The following is a 20634-nucleotide window of genomic DNA, read 5'->3' on the forward strand; positions in this document are numbered from 1 at the left end:
ATATCAACACTTAAGAGGATCGATGCCATGATAAAACTCACACGACTGGACGGATCCGAGATATTCCTCAATGCAGATCTGATAGAGGTAATAGAGGAAACTCCCGATACCCATCTCACCCTTTCTAACGGCAATCGTTACCTCGTTCTTGAACCTGCAAAGGTCGTAATTGACAAAATAGTCAGGTTCAAGGCCCGTATACTTCTGAAGGCCGGATCGGACCCATCGGTGAAGTATCTAGCCAAGCGACGCAGAAACGACTATAGACCTTTCTGTCGATTGTAGTTTTGGGGCACTAATATTCTAGGGAGCACAAGGTAGAGCATCTATGGATATAGCAACTATAATCGGTCTCATAATGGGTTTCGGCGCAGTAATCGGCGGCCAGATCCTTGAAGGCGGGCATGTCAGCGCCATCATTCAGCCGACCGCTGCAATCATTGTTCTGGGCGGTACATTTGGGGCCACTTTCGTAAGCTTTCCGATGCCGACGATCATCCAGGCAGTCAAGGATGTCAAGAAAGCTCTGTTTCCACCGGCAACGAACCCAGAAATAATAATCAAGGATATGATCGGGTATGCCGCCAAGGCAAGGCGCAACGGGCTTATATCTCTTGAACAGGAAGCACAGACAATCAATGATCGCTTTACCAAGAAAGGCATATCTTTGGTTGTTGACGGAATCGACCCTCAGAAACTGCGTGAAACAATGGAAATAGAACTCGCCTCCTACGAAGAGCATTCTAAAGCAAGCGCTGAAGTCTTCGAGTCTGCCGGCGGTTTCGCTCCGACTATCGGCATTATCGGTGCTGTACTAGGCCTCATTCATGTCATGAATAATCTGTCTGATACTTCCAAACTCGGAGCAGGTATCGCCGTCGCATTCGTAGCAACAATCTATGGACTTATGGTTGCCAACATCCTCTGCATCCCTTTCGGCACCAAGCTTAAACAGAGACTTAAAGCAGAGATACAGCAGAAAGAAATGGTCATTGAAGGGTTGATCTCGATCCAGAATGGCGAGAACCCCCATTTCATCGAGCAGAAACTACGCGCTTACATGCACGATGAAAAGAAGGGTAAGTAGATGGGGAAGAAAAAGAAGGGACACGAGAAGGAACCAAACCACGAGCGTTGGCTGGTTTCGTATGCAGATTTCATAACGCTTCTCTTTGCAGTATTTGTCACCCTGTATGCAATGTCGCAGACGGATAAGAAAAAGGTTGAAGAAGTAATCGCTTCCCTGCGCGAATCCTTCGGCTACAGCAAGACCTCTCCCGCAAGCAAACCGAACGTCATTGACGCCGGAAGCATTAACATAATTCCCAGCCTCGAATCGAGAGTCGCTCCCCCTCCGAAAAAAACCGGAAGAAGCGGAAAAACTCATGCCGAGGAAGTTGATTTCAAGGCAATAAAAGCCGCTATTGAAGCATATCTTTTGAAAAATGGAGCTCAGGAGAAGGTAAGCGTAGAGATTAATCGTCGAGGATTGGTAGTAAGCCTCAAGGAAGCAGGCTTCTTCAACTCAGGAAGTGCAACAGTCCGTCAGGATTCTACTCAACTCCTTGCGAAAGTTGCCGAAGCTCTGAACAACTTTACAAATCCGATACGAGTTGAAGGTCATACGGACAACATGCCGATCAGCTCATACAACTTCCCCTCCAACTGGGAACTTTCCACGGCCCGGGCAACCAATATCGTCCAGTACTTCATCCGGCAATACAACTACGAGCCAGCCAGCATATCCGCCACCGGCTACGGTGAACACCGTCCTGCGGCAGATAACGGCACTTCCGAAGGACGGAGCAAGAACCGGCGCGTTGACATTGTCCTTCTCTCGCACGATGGAGAGCGCGGCGAACCGTAGCCTGCGCAACCAGCATTACTACCTGAAGACTTCCTCAAGGACCTGCTTCATGCGATGCCGATACGTGTGTTCAGTTTTGACCCGGCGGCAGGCCTTTTCCATCATTGACTGCCTCAATAGCGGCTTGCGCCTGTAATATTCCATCCGATGCGTCACATCTTCATGGCTGTCATAAACAGCAATCTCGTCCTCATCGAAGATCTCGAAAAGCGCCTCCTGCCGATCGGTGAGTAAAAACCCGCCGCAAACAGGCACATCGAACACGCGCTGGTTAACGGCCCGCGGCATCTGAAAGCTTGTAACATTTACAGTAATGTCGGAAGATCGATAGACACAAGGCAACTCGTGGAAATAATTAACATCAGGACGGGCATCAATCTTCCCACCGAATATTTTTTGCCATCCCTCCGGGTCACCGAAGAAAACCAGATCGTACGGAAGAAGTTTCTGCAATACTGCAGTCCTGTAGACAGTAGTTGCACCGTGTAGGAGGTAGGCACGCCAGAATAGATTCTGCTCGGGGTCCTTAAACGACTCTCTTCCCGTCGCCAATTCTTCCAGGACCTCAAGCTGTCTTCCCCGACACCCTATCAACCTTGAGATCGCCTGTTCCGCCATATGTTCGGTCTCACCGTTGATCGGAAATTTGGATACCAGCCTGGCAAGGAATCCACTCGCAAGAGAGTTTCCTACAAAAGCAAGAGGCGCTTGGAAAGCCTGCTTTAAAACTGCCGCACCTCCCAGATCCGCATCGGCAGCAAGAGGAAGATACGTTGTGTTAAACCCTCTGGAAGCGGTCTCCGAAATGTAGCTTCTGTCCCACATGAAAATGCTGCATATTTCTTTGGATGGCAGGTGCGAATGAGGGAGAATAAATTCCGGAGAATCGACGAACCAGAATGCTACGGGTAGCTGAAGTTCACTCATGATCCCGGCCATGATCCCCCGCCCATCCATCCCTCGCATATTTACAGAAAAAACAAGATCGGGAGGAGTATCCAGCAGGATTTCACGAAAAGAACGAAGTATTTCCTCCTCACTGCGCCTGTATTCGAATGGAATGACATGATGGCCCAGTGACTGAAACCCTCTTATGCACTCGTTCTCGGCATAATACGCACCGAAAGGAACCAGAATAGTGCGGCACTCTCTGCTACCGCTCCCAAGCCACCAAGCTTTAGATCCACAAGTTGTCACTTTGGCATGAATGCGGGAGTACCAGGTCGGGTTAGCTCTAACAGAAGGAGGATGAGAGACAACGAAAAGATCCCTGGCATCCAAGTCGGCCGGGAGATCTGGAGGAGCACCCGGCTGATCGCCAGATGACGTAACTATATCTACTGTGATTCCGCTGCAGGCGCAGCCATGTGCCGCTAATGCTGCGAGGGAGGGATAAATTTCGACTAGGATGACGCGGACAACTTGAGGGTTTTCATTTAAGGTAAGAGGAATGTGGTATCCGAGCCCTGTACCGAGAAAAACCAGAGTGCTGGCCTTTACCGGTCCCGGGACGAGAGCAGCAGCCTCTGTAACAGGATCGTAAGCTGAATGAAGATAAATTTCTTCAGTAGTCTCACCCAGCACCCGTGCCGTCAGATGCCCCCGCCGCCCTTCAATTATTTCCGCTTCGAACGCTATGCAGGTAGACACAACCCCGTCACCTGCCTGTTGACTTCTTCATTTTGAGTTCGCGGCGTTGCTCATTGAACAGAAAAGAGATAACCTCATCCCTGTCCTTTTCATTGATTAGGTTGAATTTCATCGCTGACATGAATCTATGGTCTTTACCCCAGAAGAGGGTTAGTTCTTGGCAGCGAAGGACTTCAGCGATGACACTAATAGGGCGGGGTATTGCAGCGGGAATGAATAGTAGGAGAGCGACCTGCGTCCCGGGCTTGACGTACCAGGGGATCCGCATGCTTAGCCCACCTCCACTGAGGTTGATTCGACAGGGAAGCACCTCTGAATGTCCGCCCCACCGAACCAGCTTTACCCCTTTTTCATATGGTTGAAGAACGGGAGGAGTTCCTTTTTGTGTATCAGCTCTCAACTCCTGCCACAGAGCTTCTAATGAACGAAAATCCTGATCTTCAGGTACAGTTAGAACAGCCGGAAGCATCACATCGAGACGGAAGTATTCCCTCCGCTGCTGTTCCTTAACCTCGCCGACCAGCTTCAGAGAGATCGACCCACCTCGGTTCAACCCCGACAGCAGTGCCGGCACACGATACAGAACTCCACCCGTCCAGGCAGAAAGAGCGGCTTCTGCCCCTGACTTGATGGCAGCCATTTCCGGAAGTTCTTTATCGTAAAGCTCCAACTCGACGAGATCACCCTGTATACATGCTATAGAAGCTGTTAAATTAAGAAAGTCCTGCTCTGAACGCCGCAACGATACAGAAGCGGACTGAAGCTTTTCAAAAAAATGATTGTAATCAAAGGATTGAATGCTCATTTTCTTCTTCAATGTTGTTATGGCTAATGCTTCGCAAGATTGTTGATTACCTTGTCCCAACAGTTCAGATGATCTGCTAGTTCATACTCAAGGAGATCCGAAAGGAAGACCCAGTCTTTCTTTTGTTGAGCCGTTACTATCGTATTTAGATGTGAATTGAATTCTTCAACGAGCAATGAGAGGGGCTTCATACCTCCAAGCACGGCGTCACTTTTGAGGTCAAGTACCTTCCATATGCAATCCAGCGTTGCTACCAGGAGATCAAGGCCGGTCACCACTTGTAAATACAGATCTTTCGCCTGTTGCTCGTGCCCTGTTCTGAATAGTTTGGCTGTCTCAAGGGTGGCTTGACGGAGCTCGGTCAGATGTGTAATAGCGTCCTTTAGCACTTCATCAACGAGCACAGTATCAGGCGAGGAGGCTTCCACCATGCTACCCACCGTTGCGTTTCGGTCAACCGCTAGCTGATTCATCGGTACTCCTCCTGCTGTTGATTATCTTCGTCACGCGCAAACTGCCTCCACGCTCTCCGACTACGCCTTTCCGTTAACCTGTTGAGGTTCGCTCCTCCTGGGAGGATCATAGCCCTTTCGAAGAGTCCTCCCGTCAGAAATGGCCGTAAAATCCTTTTGCAACACAGCCAACTTTTTGTTGGCGAGAGCCAAAGAAACAGCATCCAATTCCAGGATTCTCTCCGTCAGTTGTTTCTGCTGCTCACGGAAATGATTGATATGCAGTCCATCAACAGTTTTGCCTGTTTCTCCTCGTGAAACCTCTGAAGTGATCATGTCGTCAATTCTTTGAATCTCCTGTACTATTTGTTGACGACGAATCATTACAGCCTCAAGGTCTTCCACCGTCAGAACGTCAAGCTTTTCCAGCAAAAAGGACGCGGCTTCAAGAAGCTGACGGTACAGTTCTTCACCAACCCTAAGAGCAGCTTCTATTTCTTTCCTATTCACAACTGGCTCACATACGCAGCTTGAGAAACCTGCGGTGCCGCTGCAATAGCTTTCTCCTTCTTCCATATATCGATAGCTTCGACCCAAGTATCACGAAGAATGGTCAGAATTCGGATTGCGTTTTCTAGAGGAACTGGAGAATTGTTAATGTTTGCTTCAAGGTATTGATCTATTACATAAATGTACAGTTGCTCGAGGCGTCGGCTTATCTCTCCACCAACCTCATGGTTCAGTGAGTTCATCAGCTCTCCTACGATAGCTTGCCCCTTGCTTATGAATCTCCCTTTCCCCGCTCTGTCACCCTTAGCCATCATTTCCAATGCGATCTTGGAAAAATTCAATGCACCGTCGTAAAGCATCAACATTATTTTCTCAGGGCTAGAGGTACTAACCTGGGTATTCTGGTACTGATTGTAGGGCGTCTGCATCAATTTCTCCTCCAGCTGTCGCGGGTTTTCGGAACAACGTGTATATGCCTACTGCCTGTAAAGAATGTTTAGAAGGCTACTCCCCTGACCCTGCAAGTTGCTAACCAATTTTTCAAGGGCGGAAAATTGCTTCTTCAAATTATCCTCTTTTTGCACCATTCTTAGCTCCATTGCATCTATTTGGTCGTTGATATTTTTAATGGTATCGTTCAAGCCGCGTATTCGGGTTGAAATGAGACCGTTTGCCGTAGAGGTTGGCCCCTCATAAGCATGCGTTAAATTATCAATAACAAGTTTATACTGTTCCGCCACACCATATTCACTTGTTTGAAGACCGCTGACACCCCCGTTTTGGGTAAACAGCTTAACAACATCATCAAAGTTGGAATTCAAAGCTGATGATAGTTGAGTAGAATCCAAGGTGAGAGTTCCATCAACATAGTTTGTCTTGATGCCTATCTCCGCCAGAATAGAATATTTTCCAGTGATACCGGAAACAGGTGTAGTCAAAATATTCTGGAGTTTATCTTTTATAGTTCTAAGCGTAGAGTCTCCAGAAAGTACGCCACCTTTTTTTGTTGACGCGTTATAATCTGTTTGCTTGTCAATTTGTGACATTATGCTGTTATATGAACCGATAAATTCGTTTATTTTTTTTGTTACTCCTGCGATATCGTTACCAATTGAAATATTGGTTGTGGCACCCCCTTCTTTTAGGAGCGTAAAAGTTACACCCGGTATGACATCACTGATAGTGTTGGAAGTTTTTGTAATAGCTACACCATCAACTGAGAAGACAGCAGCGCTCCCTGCCTGATAAGTAGGTCCAGCTTTGATAAAAGATGGATTGACATAAGCTGGACCGTTCGGAGCGACGGGTACTGTTGTCAGTCCTGAGAAATCTACGGCATAATTGCCAGTATCTTTCCCAGTAATTACAAGCCTATACGGGCTGCTTGTGCCGTCATTAAGAACCGATGCTGTTACGTTAGCTCCAGAAGAATTTATGGCCGCCGCGATTCCACTCAGGGAATTCTGTCCTTCTGCAATAGTTACATTTACAGGCAATGCCCCACCGGTAATGACTATAGTCCCGGTATTCAAATTCAAGTCGGTTGCACTGTCATAACCGGTCTTTCCGTTAATGGGAGTATTGTCTGAAACCTGCCGCTCTGACTTCGCAAGGGTCGTCACTACTATGTCATGAGCACCTGTGGCCGCCGTACTTGCTGCAGTCGCCGTCAATACAGTGCCGTCTCCGACAGAGGAGGTTTTTCCAATGAAACTCGTGGGAGTATTCATCCCGGCAACAATAGATTTAAAAGAACTCAACAAACTGTTGATTGTGGTGAAGGCGTCAACCTGCCCTTGGACCTTATCCCGCTTGCTGGCAAGAATCTGTTGCGGCCGGCGCTCCAGCTTCATCAGTTGAGAAATTAGCGTTGTAGTATCGATCCCAGTTGCAAGTCCACCTATGGATAGATCTGCCATGACGTTTCCTCCTTTTGCCGTTTAAGCAAGAATTGCTCCAGTCAAGTTTCGTACTAATCTAAAGTCATTCAAAGCAAAAAGGGGAAGGCAGCAAAGCCTTCCCCTTTTCAAGACAACTTCCAACTACTACCTGAGGAGCGACAATGCTGCCTGCGGCGTCTGGTTTGCCTGTGACAGAATTGCGGTGCCGGCCTGGGTGAGGATCTGGGCCCGTGTCATCGCAGCCGTCTCGGAAGCAACGTCTACGTCACGGATGCGAGACTCCGCTGCGCTCAGATTCTCGACCGATACCTGCAGGTTGTTGATCGTTGACTGCAGGCGGTTCTGAACTGCACCCAGCGTACCACGGATGTTGTTGACGCTGGTTATCGCTGAGTCGATGGATGAAAGAGCTGCTGAAGCAGCGGCGGTGGTTGACCCAGAAACGCTGGCAGTGCCGACACCAATACTGGAAGCACCCGCAGCATTTATGGTCACGGCAATAGTGTCGTTTGTAGTTGCACCCGCCCCGACCTGGAAGGAAACGGCAGTGCCACCCGTAGCTGTAAAGAGGCTGGTGCCGTTGAACTGGGTCGCGCTGGCGATACGGTCGATCTCGTTCTTCAGCTGATTAAACTCGTTGTTGATGTAGCTCCTCTGGTCAGAACTGACGGTTCCGGTTGCTGCCTGGGTAGCGAGCTCACGCATCCTTACGAGAATGTTGCTCACCTCATTCAACGCACCTTCAGCGGTCTGTACGAGAGAGACGCCGTCGTTCGCATTGCGCACCGCCTGGTTCATGGAGCGGATCTGCGAACGCATCCCTTCCGAGATGGCAAGTCCGGCGGCATCGTCGGCGGCGCTATTGATCCGGAGACCTGAAGACAGCCGCTGTAGCGATTTCGAGAGTTGGCTCTGGGTGATGGTCAGGTTTCGCTGTGCATTGAGTGACGGGATGTTAGTGTTAACTGTAAGTGCCATGATCTGATTCCTCCGTGAGTTGTTACAGGGCTTCCTTACCCTGCATGTTGATTGCTACTTCCGCGGGTTTGGCATGAAAGGTTTCGCGCCTCCTTTCTTCCACGTGTGGTTGAGCCAAGTCTCCACGTTAAGGTACGTATCGGCCGGAATGATCTCATACTTAAGGACATTTTCGGGGCAGCTCTGTAGACTCTTTACCCTGAGAATTGTCCTCATCCTCTACTTAATCGAATCAAAAGCCGTCCCCCGTAAAAAAAGGGGGAAGCTAAGCCTCCCCCTCGTTATGGATTAGAGCACCGTACTTCTACCTGAGGAGCGACAATGCTGCCTGCGGCGTCTGGTTTGCCTGTGACAGAATTGCGGTGCCGGCCTGAGTGAGGATCTGGGCCCGTGTCATCGCAGCCGTCTCGGAAGCAACGTCTACGTCACGGATGCGAGACTCCGCTGCGCTCAGATTCTCGACCGATACCTGCAGGTTGTTGATCGTTGACTGCAGGCGGTTCTGAACTGCACCCAGCGTACCACGGATGTTGTTGACGCTGGTTATCGCTGAGTCGATGGATGAAAGAGCTGCTGAAGCAGCGGCGGTGGTTGACCCAGAAACGCTGGCAGTGCCGACACCAATACTGGAAGCACCCGCAGCATTTATGGTCACGGCAATAGTGTCGTTTGTAGTTGCACCCGGACCGACCTGGAACGAAACGGCGGTGCCACCCGTAGTCGTAAAGAGGCTGGTGCCGTTGAACTGGGTCGCGCTGGCGATACGGTCGATTTCGTTCTTCAGCTGGGTAAATTCGTTGTTGATGTAGCTCCTCTGGTCAGAACTGACGGTTCCGGTTGCTGCCTGGGTAGCGAGCTCACGCATCCTTACGAGAATGTTGCTCACCTCATTCAACGCACCTTCAGCGGTCTGTACGAGAGAGACGCCGTCGTTCGCATTGCGCACCGCCTGGTTCATGGAGCGGATCTGCGAACGCATCCCTTCCGAGATGGCAAGTCCGGCGGCATCGTCGGCGGCGCTATTGATCCGGAGACCGGAAGACAGCCGCTGTAGCGATTTCGAGAGTTGGCTCTGGGTGATGGTCAGATTTCGCTGTGCATTGAGTGACGGGATGTTGGTGTTAACGGTAAGTGCCATGGTGAATTCCTCCGTGATGTTTTTTTACAGGGTGTCCTTACCCTGCGTTATAACTACTGCTCGATTTTGGTCTGGTCGGTCCCGCTAAATTTCTGCGCCTCCTTTCTTCCATGTGTGGCAAGAGTCAGGCTGCCGACGTTAAGGTCCGTATCGGAACTTTTCCAGCGCAACTTGAGAAAAAAAACAAAAAAACCTCCGTCCCTAGTGGGAGGAGGTTTTTCACAGCCTTCATGGCACCTTTATCATGCCGCCGAAACAGCCTCCATAGTTTTCCCCCTAGCAGCTATCTGTTCTGCTGCTTCCAGACCTGATCTGTAAAAAAGCGGGTGACGTGTGCTGTAATTTATCCCGTCAAGGACTATCTGCTTTGCCACCATCTTATCAGGATTGAGGGCTATGGGGCCCTGCAGATTCACTGTTATATCCGCAGGATCTGCTGCCATGGTTACCACCGCCAGCAGCAATAACTCCCCACCTTCATGAACCTCCAGGGCAGCCAACTCTTCAGCAGTAAGCTTCACACAGTAACCCTGGTTGAAATCAGAAGGATCGACAACCACAAATGCCAAATCAGGATTGTCCACAGCCTGAAACCAGCAGAAAGGTCCCATGTTCGGTGGAGTCAGTATGATGAAATTAGTTTCTCCGAACCCGAGCACCCCCTCCGGCATGCGGATAAGCTTGCTGTCATCTATATCAAGTTCTCCGAAACGTGTCGTCTTTACCCGCACGAGTTACTCCTTTTTCTTGGTTCCTATGGCACTCACTGCTTTTTCAAGGTCCGCTAGGTTCCACGCAGCTGCGTTGCGATTTTCCTCCTGCACCTTCTGATAAATCTCTTCCCTCAGAATGCGCATTTCCTGCGGAGCTTCGATTCCCAGCCTGACTTGGCCCCCTTTGACTTCTACAACCCTAACAATAATTCGATCCCCAATAGCGATCGACTCACCAAGTTTTCTCGTCAGAATAAGCATGGACGCGCCCTCCCTGGCGCCAAAAAAGCTTTACTACCTTAGGTAATCGAGAAGTGAAACTTGAGATATCTTTGCAGAAGCAGCAATGGCAGCTTCGAATGCAGTCTGTTGCTTTGTGAGATCACTCATCACTTGCATATAATCAACATCCTGCTTGTCCGACATGATTTTCGTAAGGCTGAACTTCATGTCGTCAATTACCTTACGTGCACTTTCAAATCTGTTTATGCGTGCTCCAGCATCTGTCCGAGACGCCAGAATCTGTTCAAGCGAACTTGTTAAATTCGGCAGTTCAGCTCTGGCTGCAGTGGTATTGTTTGCATTCAGAGCGGTTATAATATTGTCGACAGCACCTATGACGTCGGTCCCGGTACTGCCGGGAGGTGTACCTCCCCGCAGTAGATTACCTCCCGAATAATTTATTGGAACAAAAGCACCTCTATCTATCTCAAGCTCGACATTATCGTCAGTTCCCCCAAAATTGCCCGCGGCATCAAAGGGGGGTGTATCATTCATAAACCCGCCAAAGATGTACCTCCCATTCAGCTGCGTGTTTCCGAGCAGAACCAACTGCTCCTTAAGCTGTGTCATCTCTTTGACCGTAGCGGCTCTGGAAGCATCATTGTTTGTACCGTTGGATATCGCGATTGTGAGTTCTTTGACACGGGAAATCACATTACCCATTTCCGACATGGCCCCTTCGGCCATTGTGAGCCAAGACACACCATTGCTGATGTTGCGGTCATACTGTTCACCGGCGGAGATGAGTCCCTTCATATAGAGTATCTGCTGAGCACTGACGGGATCATCCCCGGGAGCACTAACCTTCTGTCCGGTAGAAGCATACTGCTCCAACTTTTCCGTTCGTTGCCTGATGACCTGAAGACTGTTAAGCACCATATTGGCGGTGGTATTCTGGGTTACACGCATGGCTCCTCCTATCGAACAAGACCAAGTACCGTATCCATCATCTCGGCACCGGTGTTAATAACCTTGGCTGCACCTTCGAACGCTTTTTGGTATTTGATCAGATTTGCCAATTCCTCATCAAGGGAGACCCCCGAGTTCGATTCCCTCTGGTTCTCAAGCTGCTTCAGAATTCCAGCGCTCAAGTCCGCTCCGCGTTTCGCTTCCTGCACCGCCACACCTACTTTACCCACCAATGAATTGTAGAAGCCGGACAATGTCATAGTCCCTGCAGACATTGGCAATAATTTATCGTAGAGGCTTGCGATATTCTTCCCGTTTTTGTTGTTGCCCGTCCCTCCCAATGCAGGATCGGCATCTGCGGCAGCTATATCGTTCGCACTCGCAATGCCGAGGGAAATGCCCCCAGGGCCGCTGTAGCCGGCAGGAAAAGCCGCAGAGCTGAAAAAATCCAGACCGGTGGATCCGTTGAGTCCAAAACCGGTAGAATGTAAAGTGTTCACTTCGTTGGAAAGTGTAAAAGCGAGTTCATCAAGGTCATTTAGGAAGCCATTTACAAGGGTATCTCGTACATGCAGCACCCCTCCCATCTCCCCAAGGCTGTTGTTCGCGCCACCGACCACGGAAGTGATGTTGACCGCTGTACTGCCGCCCGGAGACGTAGCATGAATGTCGTAGAAGCTTCCATTGAGTGGATTAGGAACAAGAGAGAATACGGCGGCTTTGTTCCCATCCACCAGCGGCTGCCCTGAAACAAGACTGACATTTATCGTCCCATCCGTCTGCTCGAGATAATTCACTCCTATCTTCTGGGCTAGTTCACGTATAAGTAAATCTCTTCTGTCGCGCAACTCGTTCGCGGAGCCACTTGAAAGTTCTATCTGTTTGATCTGGTCGTTCAGAGAAGCTACCTGCGTCAGCTTGTCGTTAATGTCCGATGTAAGTCCTTCTAGAGTCTGGTTTGCATCACGCTTAACATCACTGAGATAATTATTCAGACGGTGAAAATCTTCTACCACCTGCTGTGCCTGAGACAAGACAGCCTGCCGTTCAGGCTGCCCTTGCGGATTCGCCGTCAGATCCTGCCAACTTTTGAAGAACTTTTGCAGAGATATTCCTAGTCCGTCTGCAGATAGATCGTTGAACAGTTGCTCTACTCTGGTCATGGAAGATAGTTGTGTCTGGTTCTTCCCGAAAGTTGAATTTTCTGATTTTAGCTGTCGCTGTAGGAAATCATCATACGCTCTGCGCACCTCTGCAACATTCACCCCGCTTCCGAGAGGAAAACCTCGTTCCAGTGAAACCGGTGCCGTCTCTAGGACAGTCGTCTGGCGAGAGTATCCTGCGGTATTGACGTTTGTGATATTTTCGCTGGTGACTTCGAGGGCGAGCCGCTGGGCATTGAGTGCGGTCTTTCCAATATCGAGAATGCTGAGAATACTCATTCATATCTCCTTGCGAATGATGCGGGCATTGGCAGTTGCCCCAACCATCTGACCGCCAAAGCCGTAAGTTGCACTCCGGCTAAAGAGGTTCCTGAAGAACTCAAGAGAACGAGAGACGCTATTGAATGCACCCTGCAGAAGTTCACGGTTCCGCGCTACAGTTGAATCAAGATTTTCCTTCAGCTCCAAAATCTTGCGCTGCAGAGCTTGCAGAGACTCACGATGCCCCGACGGTAGCTTTTCCAAGATAACCGACAGCGATGTACTGTCAGTTATCTGCAGCTCTTCCCCCACTTGACGGATGAGCTGGCGGCAAGTGTTGGATGAAGTTTCAAGCTTCACGAACAGCTCCTTCTTCTTTTCTCCTATATCTTCGAGCCGCTCAAGGTCGAGTCCCGCTATGGAAGCTTCCTCCAGTTCAAGAAGCCGGATAAGCTCTTCTATCATTCCTCGCTGTGCCGATAGCTCGGCTACAAGATTAGGTGTTGTTGCACTCATGCTTCCTCCTCGCGGGTTTCACCTCTGACCTGCCTGCTACCGTATCTCTACCCCTTCGGGACGAACCATCCCCTCCCCCTTCTCCTGCCGGACCAAATGGTTCTCAATAGTGGCCGCTACCCCCAATGCACCGCTCTTGGCCGCCGCAGCAGCGAATTCCTGATCGAGAAGCGAACGGTATATCTCCTCTCCCTGGCCCCCTCCGGTCAACGTATCCTTCCCGACAGTGGAGCGCATAGACTTAAGCATCATTCCTACAAACATAGCCTCGAATTCCCTCGCGGCTTTCTTGACGGCAGCGCTTTCCTTATCGGCCACCCTTGCCTCAGGCTTGAGGCGCTGCTGTAGCATTTTTTCGTTGCCCAACACCGGATCTGGCTGAACTCCCGTCAACTGCATCTGTTCACCTCTCTGGTCAAATAACCGTCAATTCTGCCTGAAGGGCTCCAGCTGCCTTTATGGCCTGCATGATCCCGATGAGGTCCCGGGGTGTTACTCCTAAAGCATTCAGTGCGCGCACGACCTCCCCTATTTCCGCCCCCTGTCGCAGAACAGCCAGCCCTCCCGGGCTCTCCGTCACGCTCACAGAGGTCCTTGGCACCACAACCGTCTGCCCCGTGCTCAGTGGTTGAGGCTGTGAAACCTTAGGTGTCTCCTTGATGAACAGCGTCAGATTCCCATGGGATACCGCCACTGTGGAAATTCTGACATTCTCTCCCATGACAATCGTTCCAGTCCTTTCGTTGAGGACAACCTTTGCCAATGTGTCAGGCTGTACCTCGAGACGTTCAAGCTCCGCCACGAATTCTACAGTCCTGCCCTGAAAGGGCGTGGGTATCGTGAGAACTATTGTTCCGGGATCGCTGCAGAAGGCCACTCCCCCCTTGAACTTGTCGTTGATGGCAGCAGCCACCCGGGAAGCCGTTGTAAAATCGGACTGGCGGAGATTCAGTCTAAGCTGGCTCCGATCCGCTAGAATGTTCGGCAGTTCTCGCTCGATGAGCGCCCCTTCCGGCACTCGTCCCGCAGTCGGATGGTTCTTCTGCGCAGAAGCAGCCTGTCCGCCGTAAGAAAAGGAATTCGTCAGGATTCCCCCCTGGGCGACAGCATATACCTGGCCATCAGCGCCCTTCAGAGGTGTCATGAGGAGAGTTCCCCCGGCTATGCTTTTGGAATCCCCCATGGAGGAGACAAGCACATCGAGCTTGCTTCCCTGCTTCGCGAACGGAGGCAGAGTTGCGGTTACCATCACGGCCGCCACATTCTTAACCTTGATTTCCGATCGATTAACCGTGACACCCATCCGCTCAAGGACGTTAACAAGCGACTGGACAGGAAAGCTGGTCTGGTCGCTGTCTCCGGTGCCGTTAAGACCTACGACAAGGCCATATCCGATCAACTGGTTGTCCCTGACACCGTCAAAGCTGGCCAAATCCTTGATGCGTATCGCCATAGCTGAATTGGGCAGGAGCCCCAGGATGCATACGATCAGAAGTTTCTTTAGTAAATGCTTCTGCATGCTCATCTCCTCGCGCAATCTAAAACGGCCAGACCGCGTCGAGTATGTTCATCAGCCACCCCGGCCTCTGGCGGTCGCTGATGATCCCTTTCCCGGTATAGGTAATGCGGGCATCCGCAATTGAAGTCGAATAAACCACATTGTCGAATGTAATATCCCTCGGACGCACCATCCCCTGCAAAAGAATGATCTGCTCCTCGTTATTTACCCGTACATTCCGACGACCTTCGATGAGGAAATTGCCGTTCGGAAGTACGTCTATTACGCGAGCAGTAATAGTAGCGTTAAGGTCTTCTCTTCTCGTAGTTGAGCCTGTTCCGTCGTACGTGGAATCGGTGCTTGCATTGATGAGCCTGCTTAGGTCCATCCAGTTCTTGATGCCGGTCATCTTGGTTTCCAGCCCCAGCAGATTGGGAATACCTGCGGAAACACTTGCACTCCTGCTGGTGCCGGTAGTCGCCTCATTACTCGCACTCGCCTGCTCTGCTATAACCACGGTAAGGCTGTCACCTTTTTTCCGGGCTTTCATATCCTCGGCAATTCCTCCCGATGACGCCTGCCAGATTGAGCCGTCAGCATAGGAACGCCGTGGCGCCTCTATCTCGGCATAATCGGGTGAATCCCTTATATCGCTTCGAGGCGCGGCACATCCAGCGAGGCACAGCAGTACGAGGAAGGCAATTTTACTGGCAGCGTTACTCATGCATGTTCCTTAAAAATCGACTTTCACTGTCTGGGAATCCACCACCCTTGCCTGGATCTCCTTCTGGGACACAAGGTTCTGCACAAGAACCACATCCCCTTCCGCACCGGCGTTCTTCACTCTTCCGGTCGAAGTAAGACGAAGCAGATCATTTTCAAGCAGGATCGTCACAGTCTGTCCACTTTTGACGAGGGGCACCTTTTCGAGGTGTTCCGGGCGCATAGGGGAATTCACGCGTACGGCAGTGCGCACTCGCTTCCCCACCACATCCTCCGGCTGTCGGTACCATTTTCCGTTGACTGCCGCCAGATCCCGCTTTTGAAGCACCACATCCCCTATCCCCAGAACCTCCCCCCTATCGAGAGGACGAGCAGCAACCACCACATCTGCAAGAGCTTCGACTTCGACCGGAAGCTGAAGATTCCGCTCGACCCGCTCGTCAACACGAATGATAAGCGCGAGATTCCCCTTCCCCCACCCTTCCCATTGCCGCGGCGCAATGACCTCGAAGCTCGTCTCCCCTTTGGGAACCCTGACGCCTCCGCCGTATCCGAGTTTCTTTACATTAAGCTCAACGCCTAGATTGGCTGTCCTCTTCCTGAGAAAGTCGGTTACCACCTGCCGGACTTCCCCTTCGGTCACGACAACCGTTTCCCTAGCCGAACAAGGAAGGACCGTCAGCAGAACAAACCCTGCTATGAGCACCAATCTCCTCATAGTTACCTCACCCGCCCCTTATGCCTTAGCGGCGAAGGTTGTTTGCCTGCTGCAGCATGTCGTCAGCAGCCTGGACCGCTTTTGAATTTATTTCATAGGCTCGTTGGCCAACAATCATGTTAACCATCTCTTCGACTACACTCACGTTGCTCATCTCTAGGAATCCTTGACTTATGGTACCAAGGCCGTTCTGGCCGGGAGTGCCGGTAGTGGCATTGCCCGAGGAATCGGAGGGCTGATGGAGATTGTGGCCAAGACTGATCATCCCGGACGGGTTCGAAAAGGTGGCAAGCTGGATGTTGCCAACGGTGGTCGCATTGTTCTGGCCGGCCTGCGTTACCGCTACAGTTCCATCGTTCCCGATGCTGACCTTGGTTGCGTTATTGGGAATGACGATCTCCGGAAGGATTGGGTAACCATCCGAAGTCACCACACGCCCCTGACTGTCCCGCTTTAACGCCCCCGCACGAGAATACGCGGTAGTGCCGTCCGGAAGCTGCACTTGGAAGAACCCGTCCCCCTCGATTGCAAGGTCCAGTTCGTTGCCGGTCTGGTTGATAGCGCCGGGAGTGAAAACTTTTGTCACGGCAGCGGCCTTCGACCCAAGCCCTATCTGGATACCCGATGGAATCTCGGTAGACGTCGTCGAAGGTGCTCCGGTCGTCTTGACGTTCTGGTACATGAGGTCCTGAAAGTCGGCCCTGCTCTTCTTGAAGCCGTTGGTATTGACGTTGGCAAGGTTGTTCGAAACGACATCGATATTGAGCTGCTGTGCCTGCATTCCCGAAGCAGCGGTCCATAATGCTCTGATCATCTGTATCCCTCCTCGCGTTTACGCTTTGTATTTATACCTTGCCTAATTCGTTGGCGGCCTTCGCCGTCATATCGTCATATCCCTTTACAACTTTTTGACATGTTTCAAAGTAACGGTTCGCTTCGATCATGTTTGCCATCTCCAGAACCGTGTTGACATTGGATTCCTCCAGCGCCCCTTGGGCCACCAAGGTTCGAGCCGCCGGTTGCGGCGCAGCCTGGTTTGCAGGTATGAACATCGCATTCCCGATCTTCTGAAGCGCATACGGCTTCGGGAAATCAACCACCTGAAGCATGCCGACCGGCTCTCCGTTCACAACCACGGCGCCTCGTGCATCGATATCGACCTTGCCGATGCCGATATTTATTGGGCCGCCGTTTCCAAGCACTTCATGGCCGTCTATAGTTACCAGCTTTCCACCTGCGTCCCTCTTAAAATTCCCCTGCCTGGTATATGCCCTCCCCTCAGGGGTGTTTATGACAAAAAATCCTTCCCCTTCGAGTGCAAGGTCGAGAGTGTTACCCGTCTGTCGCTGAGGGCCTGCGGAATAATCGGTATAGAAGCGCTCCGCCGAAAGAACCGGTGTGTCGGTCAGCCTCGCCTGCTGACCGCCGTTCAGCAAGCTCTCGAACTGGAGCCGGTCTTTCTTGAACCCTGCAGTGTTGGCGTTGGCCAGATTGTTGGTAACTATCTCAAGACGCCTCATGGCCGAAATGTTGCCGGAGAGAGCTGCATAGAGACCGCTGTTCATGGAACCTCCTATTTATGGTGCTTCATCTTCGTGCGCAGGCGCATGATCGCCTGGCTGTGGAGCTGGCATATCCGCGATTCGGTGAGGCTCAGCACCTCCCCAATCTCCTTCAGGTTCAGCTCCTCGTAGTAATACAGTGTTACGACGATTTTTTCTTTTTCGGGAAGCGTATCTATGGCCTCCGCAAGGATTTCTATCATTTCCTTGGCCATTATCTGCTTCTGGGGGTTCTCTGTCCCCTTGTCCTCAAGCACATCGAGAAGACCGAAGGGGCTGCCATCCTCGTCTTCCCACGAATCGTCCAGACTTACGACGGATAGAAAATGAACTTCTTCGAGCAGACGGAAATAATCTTCCAACTCCATTCCCATTGCGCTGGAGACTTCTTCACTCGTCGGGTGGCGCCCGAGCTTCTGTTCCAGGATGGAGAACTCATGCTCCAGCCTCTTGAACTTCTCTCGCAGAGACCTGGTCAGCCAGTCCTGGGAGCGCAGCTCATCCATTATGGTCCCTCGAATCCGCTGCTCGACAAAAGTCTTGAACTGAACTCCCCGCGTCGGGTCGAAACGCTCTGCCGCAGTGATCAGGCCGATAACTGCCGCACTCATCAAATCTTCTCTGTCCAGGTGAGGAGGAAGTTGTGCGGCGATCCTGCCGACGAGGAACTTCACCAAGGGAAGATGGGAAACTATCAGTTCGTCCCTTTCCGGAAGAGGAACCCGTTGTGTTTCTTGTTCATAAGCTTTGAGAAGGCAATTCATAAGCTCTCCATTCCCAATGCAGGAGCGAATCTCTGCCTGAAGAAAAATTGGATGTTGCCTTTGGGTCTGTTTTCTGCCGAATGTGTGTCCACCTTCCGCGCAAGATTGGCAAAACAACGGGATGCCTTCGCGTCCGGGAAAACCTCGCATACCGCCTTCTGCCGCTTTACCGCCTCCACAAGCTTTTCATCCCAGAGCACGCAGCCCAGGTAGTCAAGGGAGATGTCGAGAAAACGGCTTGTGGCGTTGGAAAGACGTGCGAAAACTTCGAGGGCGTCATTGCTGTCGTGTACCATGTTGACAAGGATCTTGAAGCGGTTCTCGTTGTAGCGGGTCGCCAGAAGCTTGATAAGCACGTAGACATCGGTGATCGAGGTCGGGTCCGGGGACACCACCATGACTATCTCCTGCGCGGCAGTGTTGAAGTAGGTGACATTCTCGGAAATCCCGGCCTCTGTATCGATGATAACGACATCGAGGTTTTCCTCCAGACGGTCCAGTTCATTCAGGAGCCTCAGCCGCTCGTGCTGCCCTAGATTTGTATACTCCTGGATACCGGAACCGGCCGGCACCAGCTTGATGCCCCCCGGTCCCGAGACTATCACCTCATCGAGGCGCATCTCACCTGAAAGGACGTGGTTGAGGGTAGCCGTGGGAGTGAGGCCGAGAAGGACGTCGATATTGCCCACGCCGAGGTCGGCATCAATGATAAGAACCTTTTTTCCCGTCTTCGCGAGGGATATGGCAAGATTGGCGACTACGTTGCTTTTCCCGACCCCCCCCTTTCCGCTCGTAACCGAAATGACCCTGACGCCCTTCCGCTCGTACATTCCTTTCCCCGAAACGGGGCTTTGCTTCCGCTTGTTCGAAGACCTCGCGAGCTTGCGTAGCGAATTGGCCTGATCCGTCTGAAAACCCGTCAAGTTCATTAACCGTTCTCCCTCATTACCAGGTTAGCCAGCTTTCTCGGTGTCGCCACCACGATGTCCTCCGGTACCATCTGGCCGTTGGTAAGGTAGGAAAGGGGGAGCTTGCTCCGCATGTGGGCGTTTATGATCCCTCCAAGGCTCTCGCTCTCGTCGAGCTTAGTGAAGAGGAGCCGCGAGATGGGGAGTATGCCGAACCTTTTCACGATCTCGTAGAGATCCTTGTCCTTTGTGGTCGCCGCCAGGCAGAGGTGGGTCTCAATGGCCGGGCTCGATTCAAGAAAAGCCTTGAGCTCATCAAGCTTCTCCTGGTCCTTGGGGCTTCTGCCCGCAGTGTCTATGAAAATAAGATCCTTATCGGAGTGGCTCTCAATTGCCTTGGTCATCTCCTTGGGGCTTGAGGCTATCTCCAGCGGAACCCCCATTATCTTGGAGTAGGTCTTAAGCTGCTCGAACGCACCCACTCTGAAGTTATCAGTCGTGATGAGTGCGACATTGGCTCCCTTGTTTATAGCGTACATCGCCGCAAGCTTGGCGGTGGTAGTCGTCTTGCCTACACCCGTTGGACCAACGAGAGCGATGACTCGCGGCTTCCCCTTTTTTGTCTTTATAGGCCCAGTGCATTTGACAAGGTTGGCGAAAGCTTCCAGAAGCGAGTAGCGCAGCTCGTCCTTCTCTTCCCCCTGCTCGGCTGCAGGCTTGATGTATTCCAGAAGAATTTCGACTCCTTCCTCCTCGATACCGCACGAGCGGAGCTCTTCAGACAGTTCAGTCAACGAGATGAGGGAATCGTCTTCACGTTGTTCTGCGCTAACCGCAATCTTCTCCTTCGCCTCGTCGCCACGCGGGAAGACATAAGGAGCCGGCGCGGTCTTTTCCCGTGCCACGACAGCATTGAGGAGGAATTTTTTTAACTCTTCCATATCCTCCTTCGGCAGGTTCTTCATCGACACCGGTTTTTCCGCCGCTGGCTCCGCAGGCGCCCGGGCAGCCTGTGCCTGAAAATCGGGCTGCTCCGGCGGCTTGTTCATCAGGTTATCCACCTTTTCCCGCAGCGCTTTCAGCTCCCTCGCGATCGGCCCGAGCATCGAATTCTGGAATTCTTCGCGGGTCGACAGCATCTTCTCCTCCCTCTCCTGATAAGGATTGGGACGTGGAGCCGGTTTGGTTTCGAGTGCCGCCGTCACCTCGAACACCGGCTTCGTGAAGAAGCCGAGGATTCCCGGACGACGCTCCTTTTTGGAAGAAAGGATCATGGCGTCCGCACCCATTTCGACCTTGATCATTTTCAAGGCCTC

At 51.6% G+C, this 20634-nt stretch carries 25 protein-coding genes; 3 read left to right on the forward strand and 22 right to left on the reverse strand.

The genetic code is table 11. The features are described 5' to 3' along the window. Nucleotides 1–27: 27 nt before the first annotated feature. Genes CFB04_RS12165 through CFB04_RS12175 form a run of 3 tightly spaced genes read left to right on the forward strand, consistent with a single transcriptional unit; the run spans nt 28 to nt 1867 of the window. A complete protein-coding gene (locus tag CFB04_RS12165; protein ID WP_088535523.1) occupies nt 28–285 on the forward strand; it encodes a flagellar FlbD family protein in 258 nt (85 codons plus the stop codon). Nucleotides 286–328: 43 nt separating this feature from the next. Continuing rightward, nucleotides 329–1087: a flagellar motor protein gene (locus CFB04_RS12170; protein WP_088535524.1), complete on the forward strand. Its 759-nt coding sequence runs from the start codon at nt 329–331 to the stop codon at nt 1085–1087. Further along, nucleotides 1088–1867 carry a flagellar motor protein MotB gene (locus CFB04_RS12175; protein ID WP_088535525.1) on the forward strand — a complete coding sequence of 260 codons (780 nt, stop codon included), beginning with the start codon at nt 1088–1090 and terminating at the stop codon, nt 1865–1867. Nucleotides 1868–1885: 18 nt separating this feature from the next. On the opposite strand, the gene CFB04_RS12180 is transcribed toward CFB04_RS12175, so the two are convergent. From CFB04_RS12180 to flhF, 22 genes are all read right to left on the reverse strand, one after another. Further along, a complete protein-coding gene (locus tag CFB04_RS12180) occupies nt 1886–3517 on the reverse strand; it encodes a glycosyltransferase (protein ID WP_088535526.1) in 1632 nt (543 codons plus the stop codon). 7 nt (nt 3518–3524) lie between these two features. Next, a complete protein-coding gene (locus CFB04_RS12185; protein WP_088535527.1) occupies nt 3525–4322 on the reverse strand; it encodes a PilZ-like domain-containing protein in 798 nt (265 codons plus the stop codon). Nucleotides 4323–4345: 23 nt separating this feature from the next. Then, the gene (locus CFB04_RS12190) at nt 4346–4795 is read right to left on the reverse strand and encodes a hypothetical protein (RefSeq protein ID WP_088535528.1); all 450 of its coding nucleotides are present in this window, start codon (nt 4793–4795) and stop codon (nt 4346–4348) included. A gap of 60 nt (nt 4796–4855) precedes the next feature. Next, a complete protein-coding gene (fliT, locus tag CFB04_RS12195; RefSeq protein ID WP_088535529.1) occupies nt 4856–5284 on the reverse strand; it encodes a flagellar protein FliT in 429 nt (142 codons plus the stop codon). Then, nucleotides 5281–5712 carry a flagellar export chaperone FliS gene (gene fliS / locus CFB04_RS12200; RefSeq protein WP_088535530.1) on the reverse strand — a complete coding sequence of 144 codons (432 nt, stop codon included), beginning with the start codon at nt 5710–5712 and terminating at the stop codon, nt 5281–5283. The genes fliT and fliS overlap by 4 nt, the downstream gene beginning before the upstream one ends. Before the next feature lie 48 nt (nt 5713–5760). Continuing rightward, nucleotides 5761–7203 carry a flagellar filament capping protein FliD gene (gene fliD, locus CFB04_RS12205; RefSeq protein ID WP_088535531.1) on the reverse strand — a complete coding sequence of 481 codons (1443 nt, stop codon included), beginning with the start codon at nt 7201–7203 and terminating at the stop codon, nt 5761–5763. A 126-nt stretch (nt 7204–7329) separates the two neighbouring features. After that, on the reverse strand, nt 7330–8163 hold the full coding sequence (locus tag CFB04_RS12210) for a flagellin (RefSeq protein ID WP_088535532.1): 834 nt from the start codon (nt 8161–8163) through the stop codon (nt 7330–7332). 304 nt (nt 8164–8467) lie between these two features. Further along, nucleotides 8468–9301, reverse strand: coding sequence for a flagellin (locus tag CFB04_RS12215; protein ID WP_088535533.1), 834 nt, complete (start codon nt 9299–9301; stop codon nt 8468–8470). A gap of 242 nt (nt 9302–9543) precedes the next feature. After that, the gene (locus tag CFB04_RS12220) at nt 9544–10032 is read right to left on the reverse strand and encodes a flagellar assembly protein FliW (RefSeq protein WP_088535534.1); all 489 of its coding nucleotides are present in this window, start codon (nt 10030–10032) and stop codon (nt 9544–9546) included. Nucleotides 10033–10035: 3 nt separating this feature from the next. After that, nucleotides 10036–10275, reverse strand: coding sequence for a carbon storage regulator CsrA (csrA, locus tag CFB04_RS12225; protein ID WP_088535535.1), 240 nt, complete (start codon nt 10273–10275; stop codon nt 10036–10038). A 33-nt stretch (nt 10276–10308) separates the two neighbouring features. Beyond that, nucleotides 10309–11205 carry a flagellar hook-associated protein FlgL gene (gene flgL / locus CFB04_RS12230; RefSeq protein WP_088535536.1) on the reverse strand — a complete coding sequence of 299 codons (897 nt, stop codon included), beginning with the start codon at nt 11203–11205 and terminating at the stop codon, nt 10309–10311. A gap of 8 nt (nt 11206–11213) precedes the next feature. Further along, entirely contained in the window at nt 11214–12647 is a 1434-nt protein-coding gene (gene flgK / locus CFB04_RS12235; RefSeq protein ID WP_088535537.1) for a flagellar hook-associated protein FlgK, read from the reverse strand. Beyond that, the gene (locus tag CFB04_RS12240; protein ID WP_088535538.1) at nt 12648–13145 is read right to left on the reverse strand and encodes a flagellar protein FlgN; all 498 of its coding nucleotides are present in this window, start codon (nt 13143–13145) and stop codon (nt 12648–12650) included. Nucleotides 13146–13181: 36 nt separating this feature from the next. After that, nucleotides 13182–13544 (reverse strand): rod-binding protein, encoded by a 363-nt coding sequence (locus tag CFB04_RS12245; RefSeq protein ID WP_088535539.1) that lies wholly within the window; start codon nt 13542–13544, stop codon nt 13182–13184. A 16-nt stretch (nt 13545–13560) separates the two neighbouring features. After that, nucleotides 13561–14664 carry a flagellar basal body P-ring protein FlgI gene (locus CFB04_RS12250; protein WP_088535540.1) on the reverse strand — a complete coding sequence of 368 codons (1104 nt, stop codon included), beginning with the start codon at nt 14662–14664 and terminating at the stop codon, nt 13561–13563. Between the two features lie 19 nt (nt 14665–14683). Then, nucleotides 14684–15367, reverse strand: coding sequence for a flagellar basal body L-ring protein FlgH (locus tag CFB04_RS12255; RefSeq protein WP_088535541.1), 684 nt, complete (start codon nt 15365–15367; stop codon nt 14684–14686). A gap of 9 nt (nt 15368–15376) precedes the next feature. Then, the gene (gene flgA / locus CFB04_RS12260) at nt 15377–16084 is read right to left on the reverse strand and encodes a flagellar basal body P-ring formation chaperone FlgA (RefSeq protein WP_088535542.1); all 708 of its coding nucleotides are present in this window, start codon (nt 16082–16084) and stop codon (nt 15377–15379) included. A gap of 25 nt (nt 16085–16109) precedes the next feature. Continuing rightward, nucleotides 16110–16898 carry a flagellar basal-body rod protein FlgG gene (flgG, locus tag CFB04_RS12265; RefSeq protein WP_088535543.1) on the reverse strand — a complete coding sequence of 263 codons (789 nt, stop codon included), beginning with the start codon at nt 16896–16898 and terminating at the stop codon, nt 16110–16112. Nucleotides 16899–16929: 31 nt separating this feature from the next. Next, on the reverse strand, nt 16930–17649 hold the full coding sequence (gene flgF / locus CFB04_RS12270; RefSeq protein WP_088535544.1) for a flagellar basal-body rod protein FlgF: 720 nt from the start codon (nt 17647–17649) through the stop codon (nt 16930–16932). 8 nt (nt 17650–17657) lie between these two features. Continuing rightward, nucleotides 17658–18410, reverse strand: coding sequence for a FliA/WhiG family RNA polymerase sigma factor (locus CFB04_RS12275; protein ID WP_088535545.1), 753 nt, complete (start codon nt 18408–18410; stop codon nt 17658–17660). Continuing rightward, nucleotides 18407–19339, reverse strand: a complete 933-nt coding sequence (locus CFB04_RS12280; protein ID WP_088535546.1) for a MinD/ParA family protein — start codon at nt 19337–19339, stop codon at nt 18407–18409. Before CFB04_RS12280 ends, CFB04_RS12275 begins: the two co-directional genes overlap by 4 nt. Then, complete coding sequence (flhF, locus tag CFB04_RS12285; RefSeq protein WP_369833133.1) at nt 19339–20622, reverse strand: flagellar biosynthesis protein FlhF; 1284 nt, start codon at nt 20620–20622, stop codon at nt 19339–19341. Before flhF ends, CFB04_RS12280 begins: the two co-directional genes overlap by 1 nt. Nucleotides 20623–20634: the final 12 nt, after the last annotated feature.

The sequence above is a fragment of the Geobacter sp. DSM 9736 genome (genome assembly GCF_900187405.1).
Taxonomy (GTDB): Bacteria; Desulfobacterota; Desulfuromonadia; order Geobacterales; family Geobacteraceae; genus DSM-9736.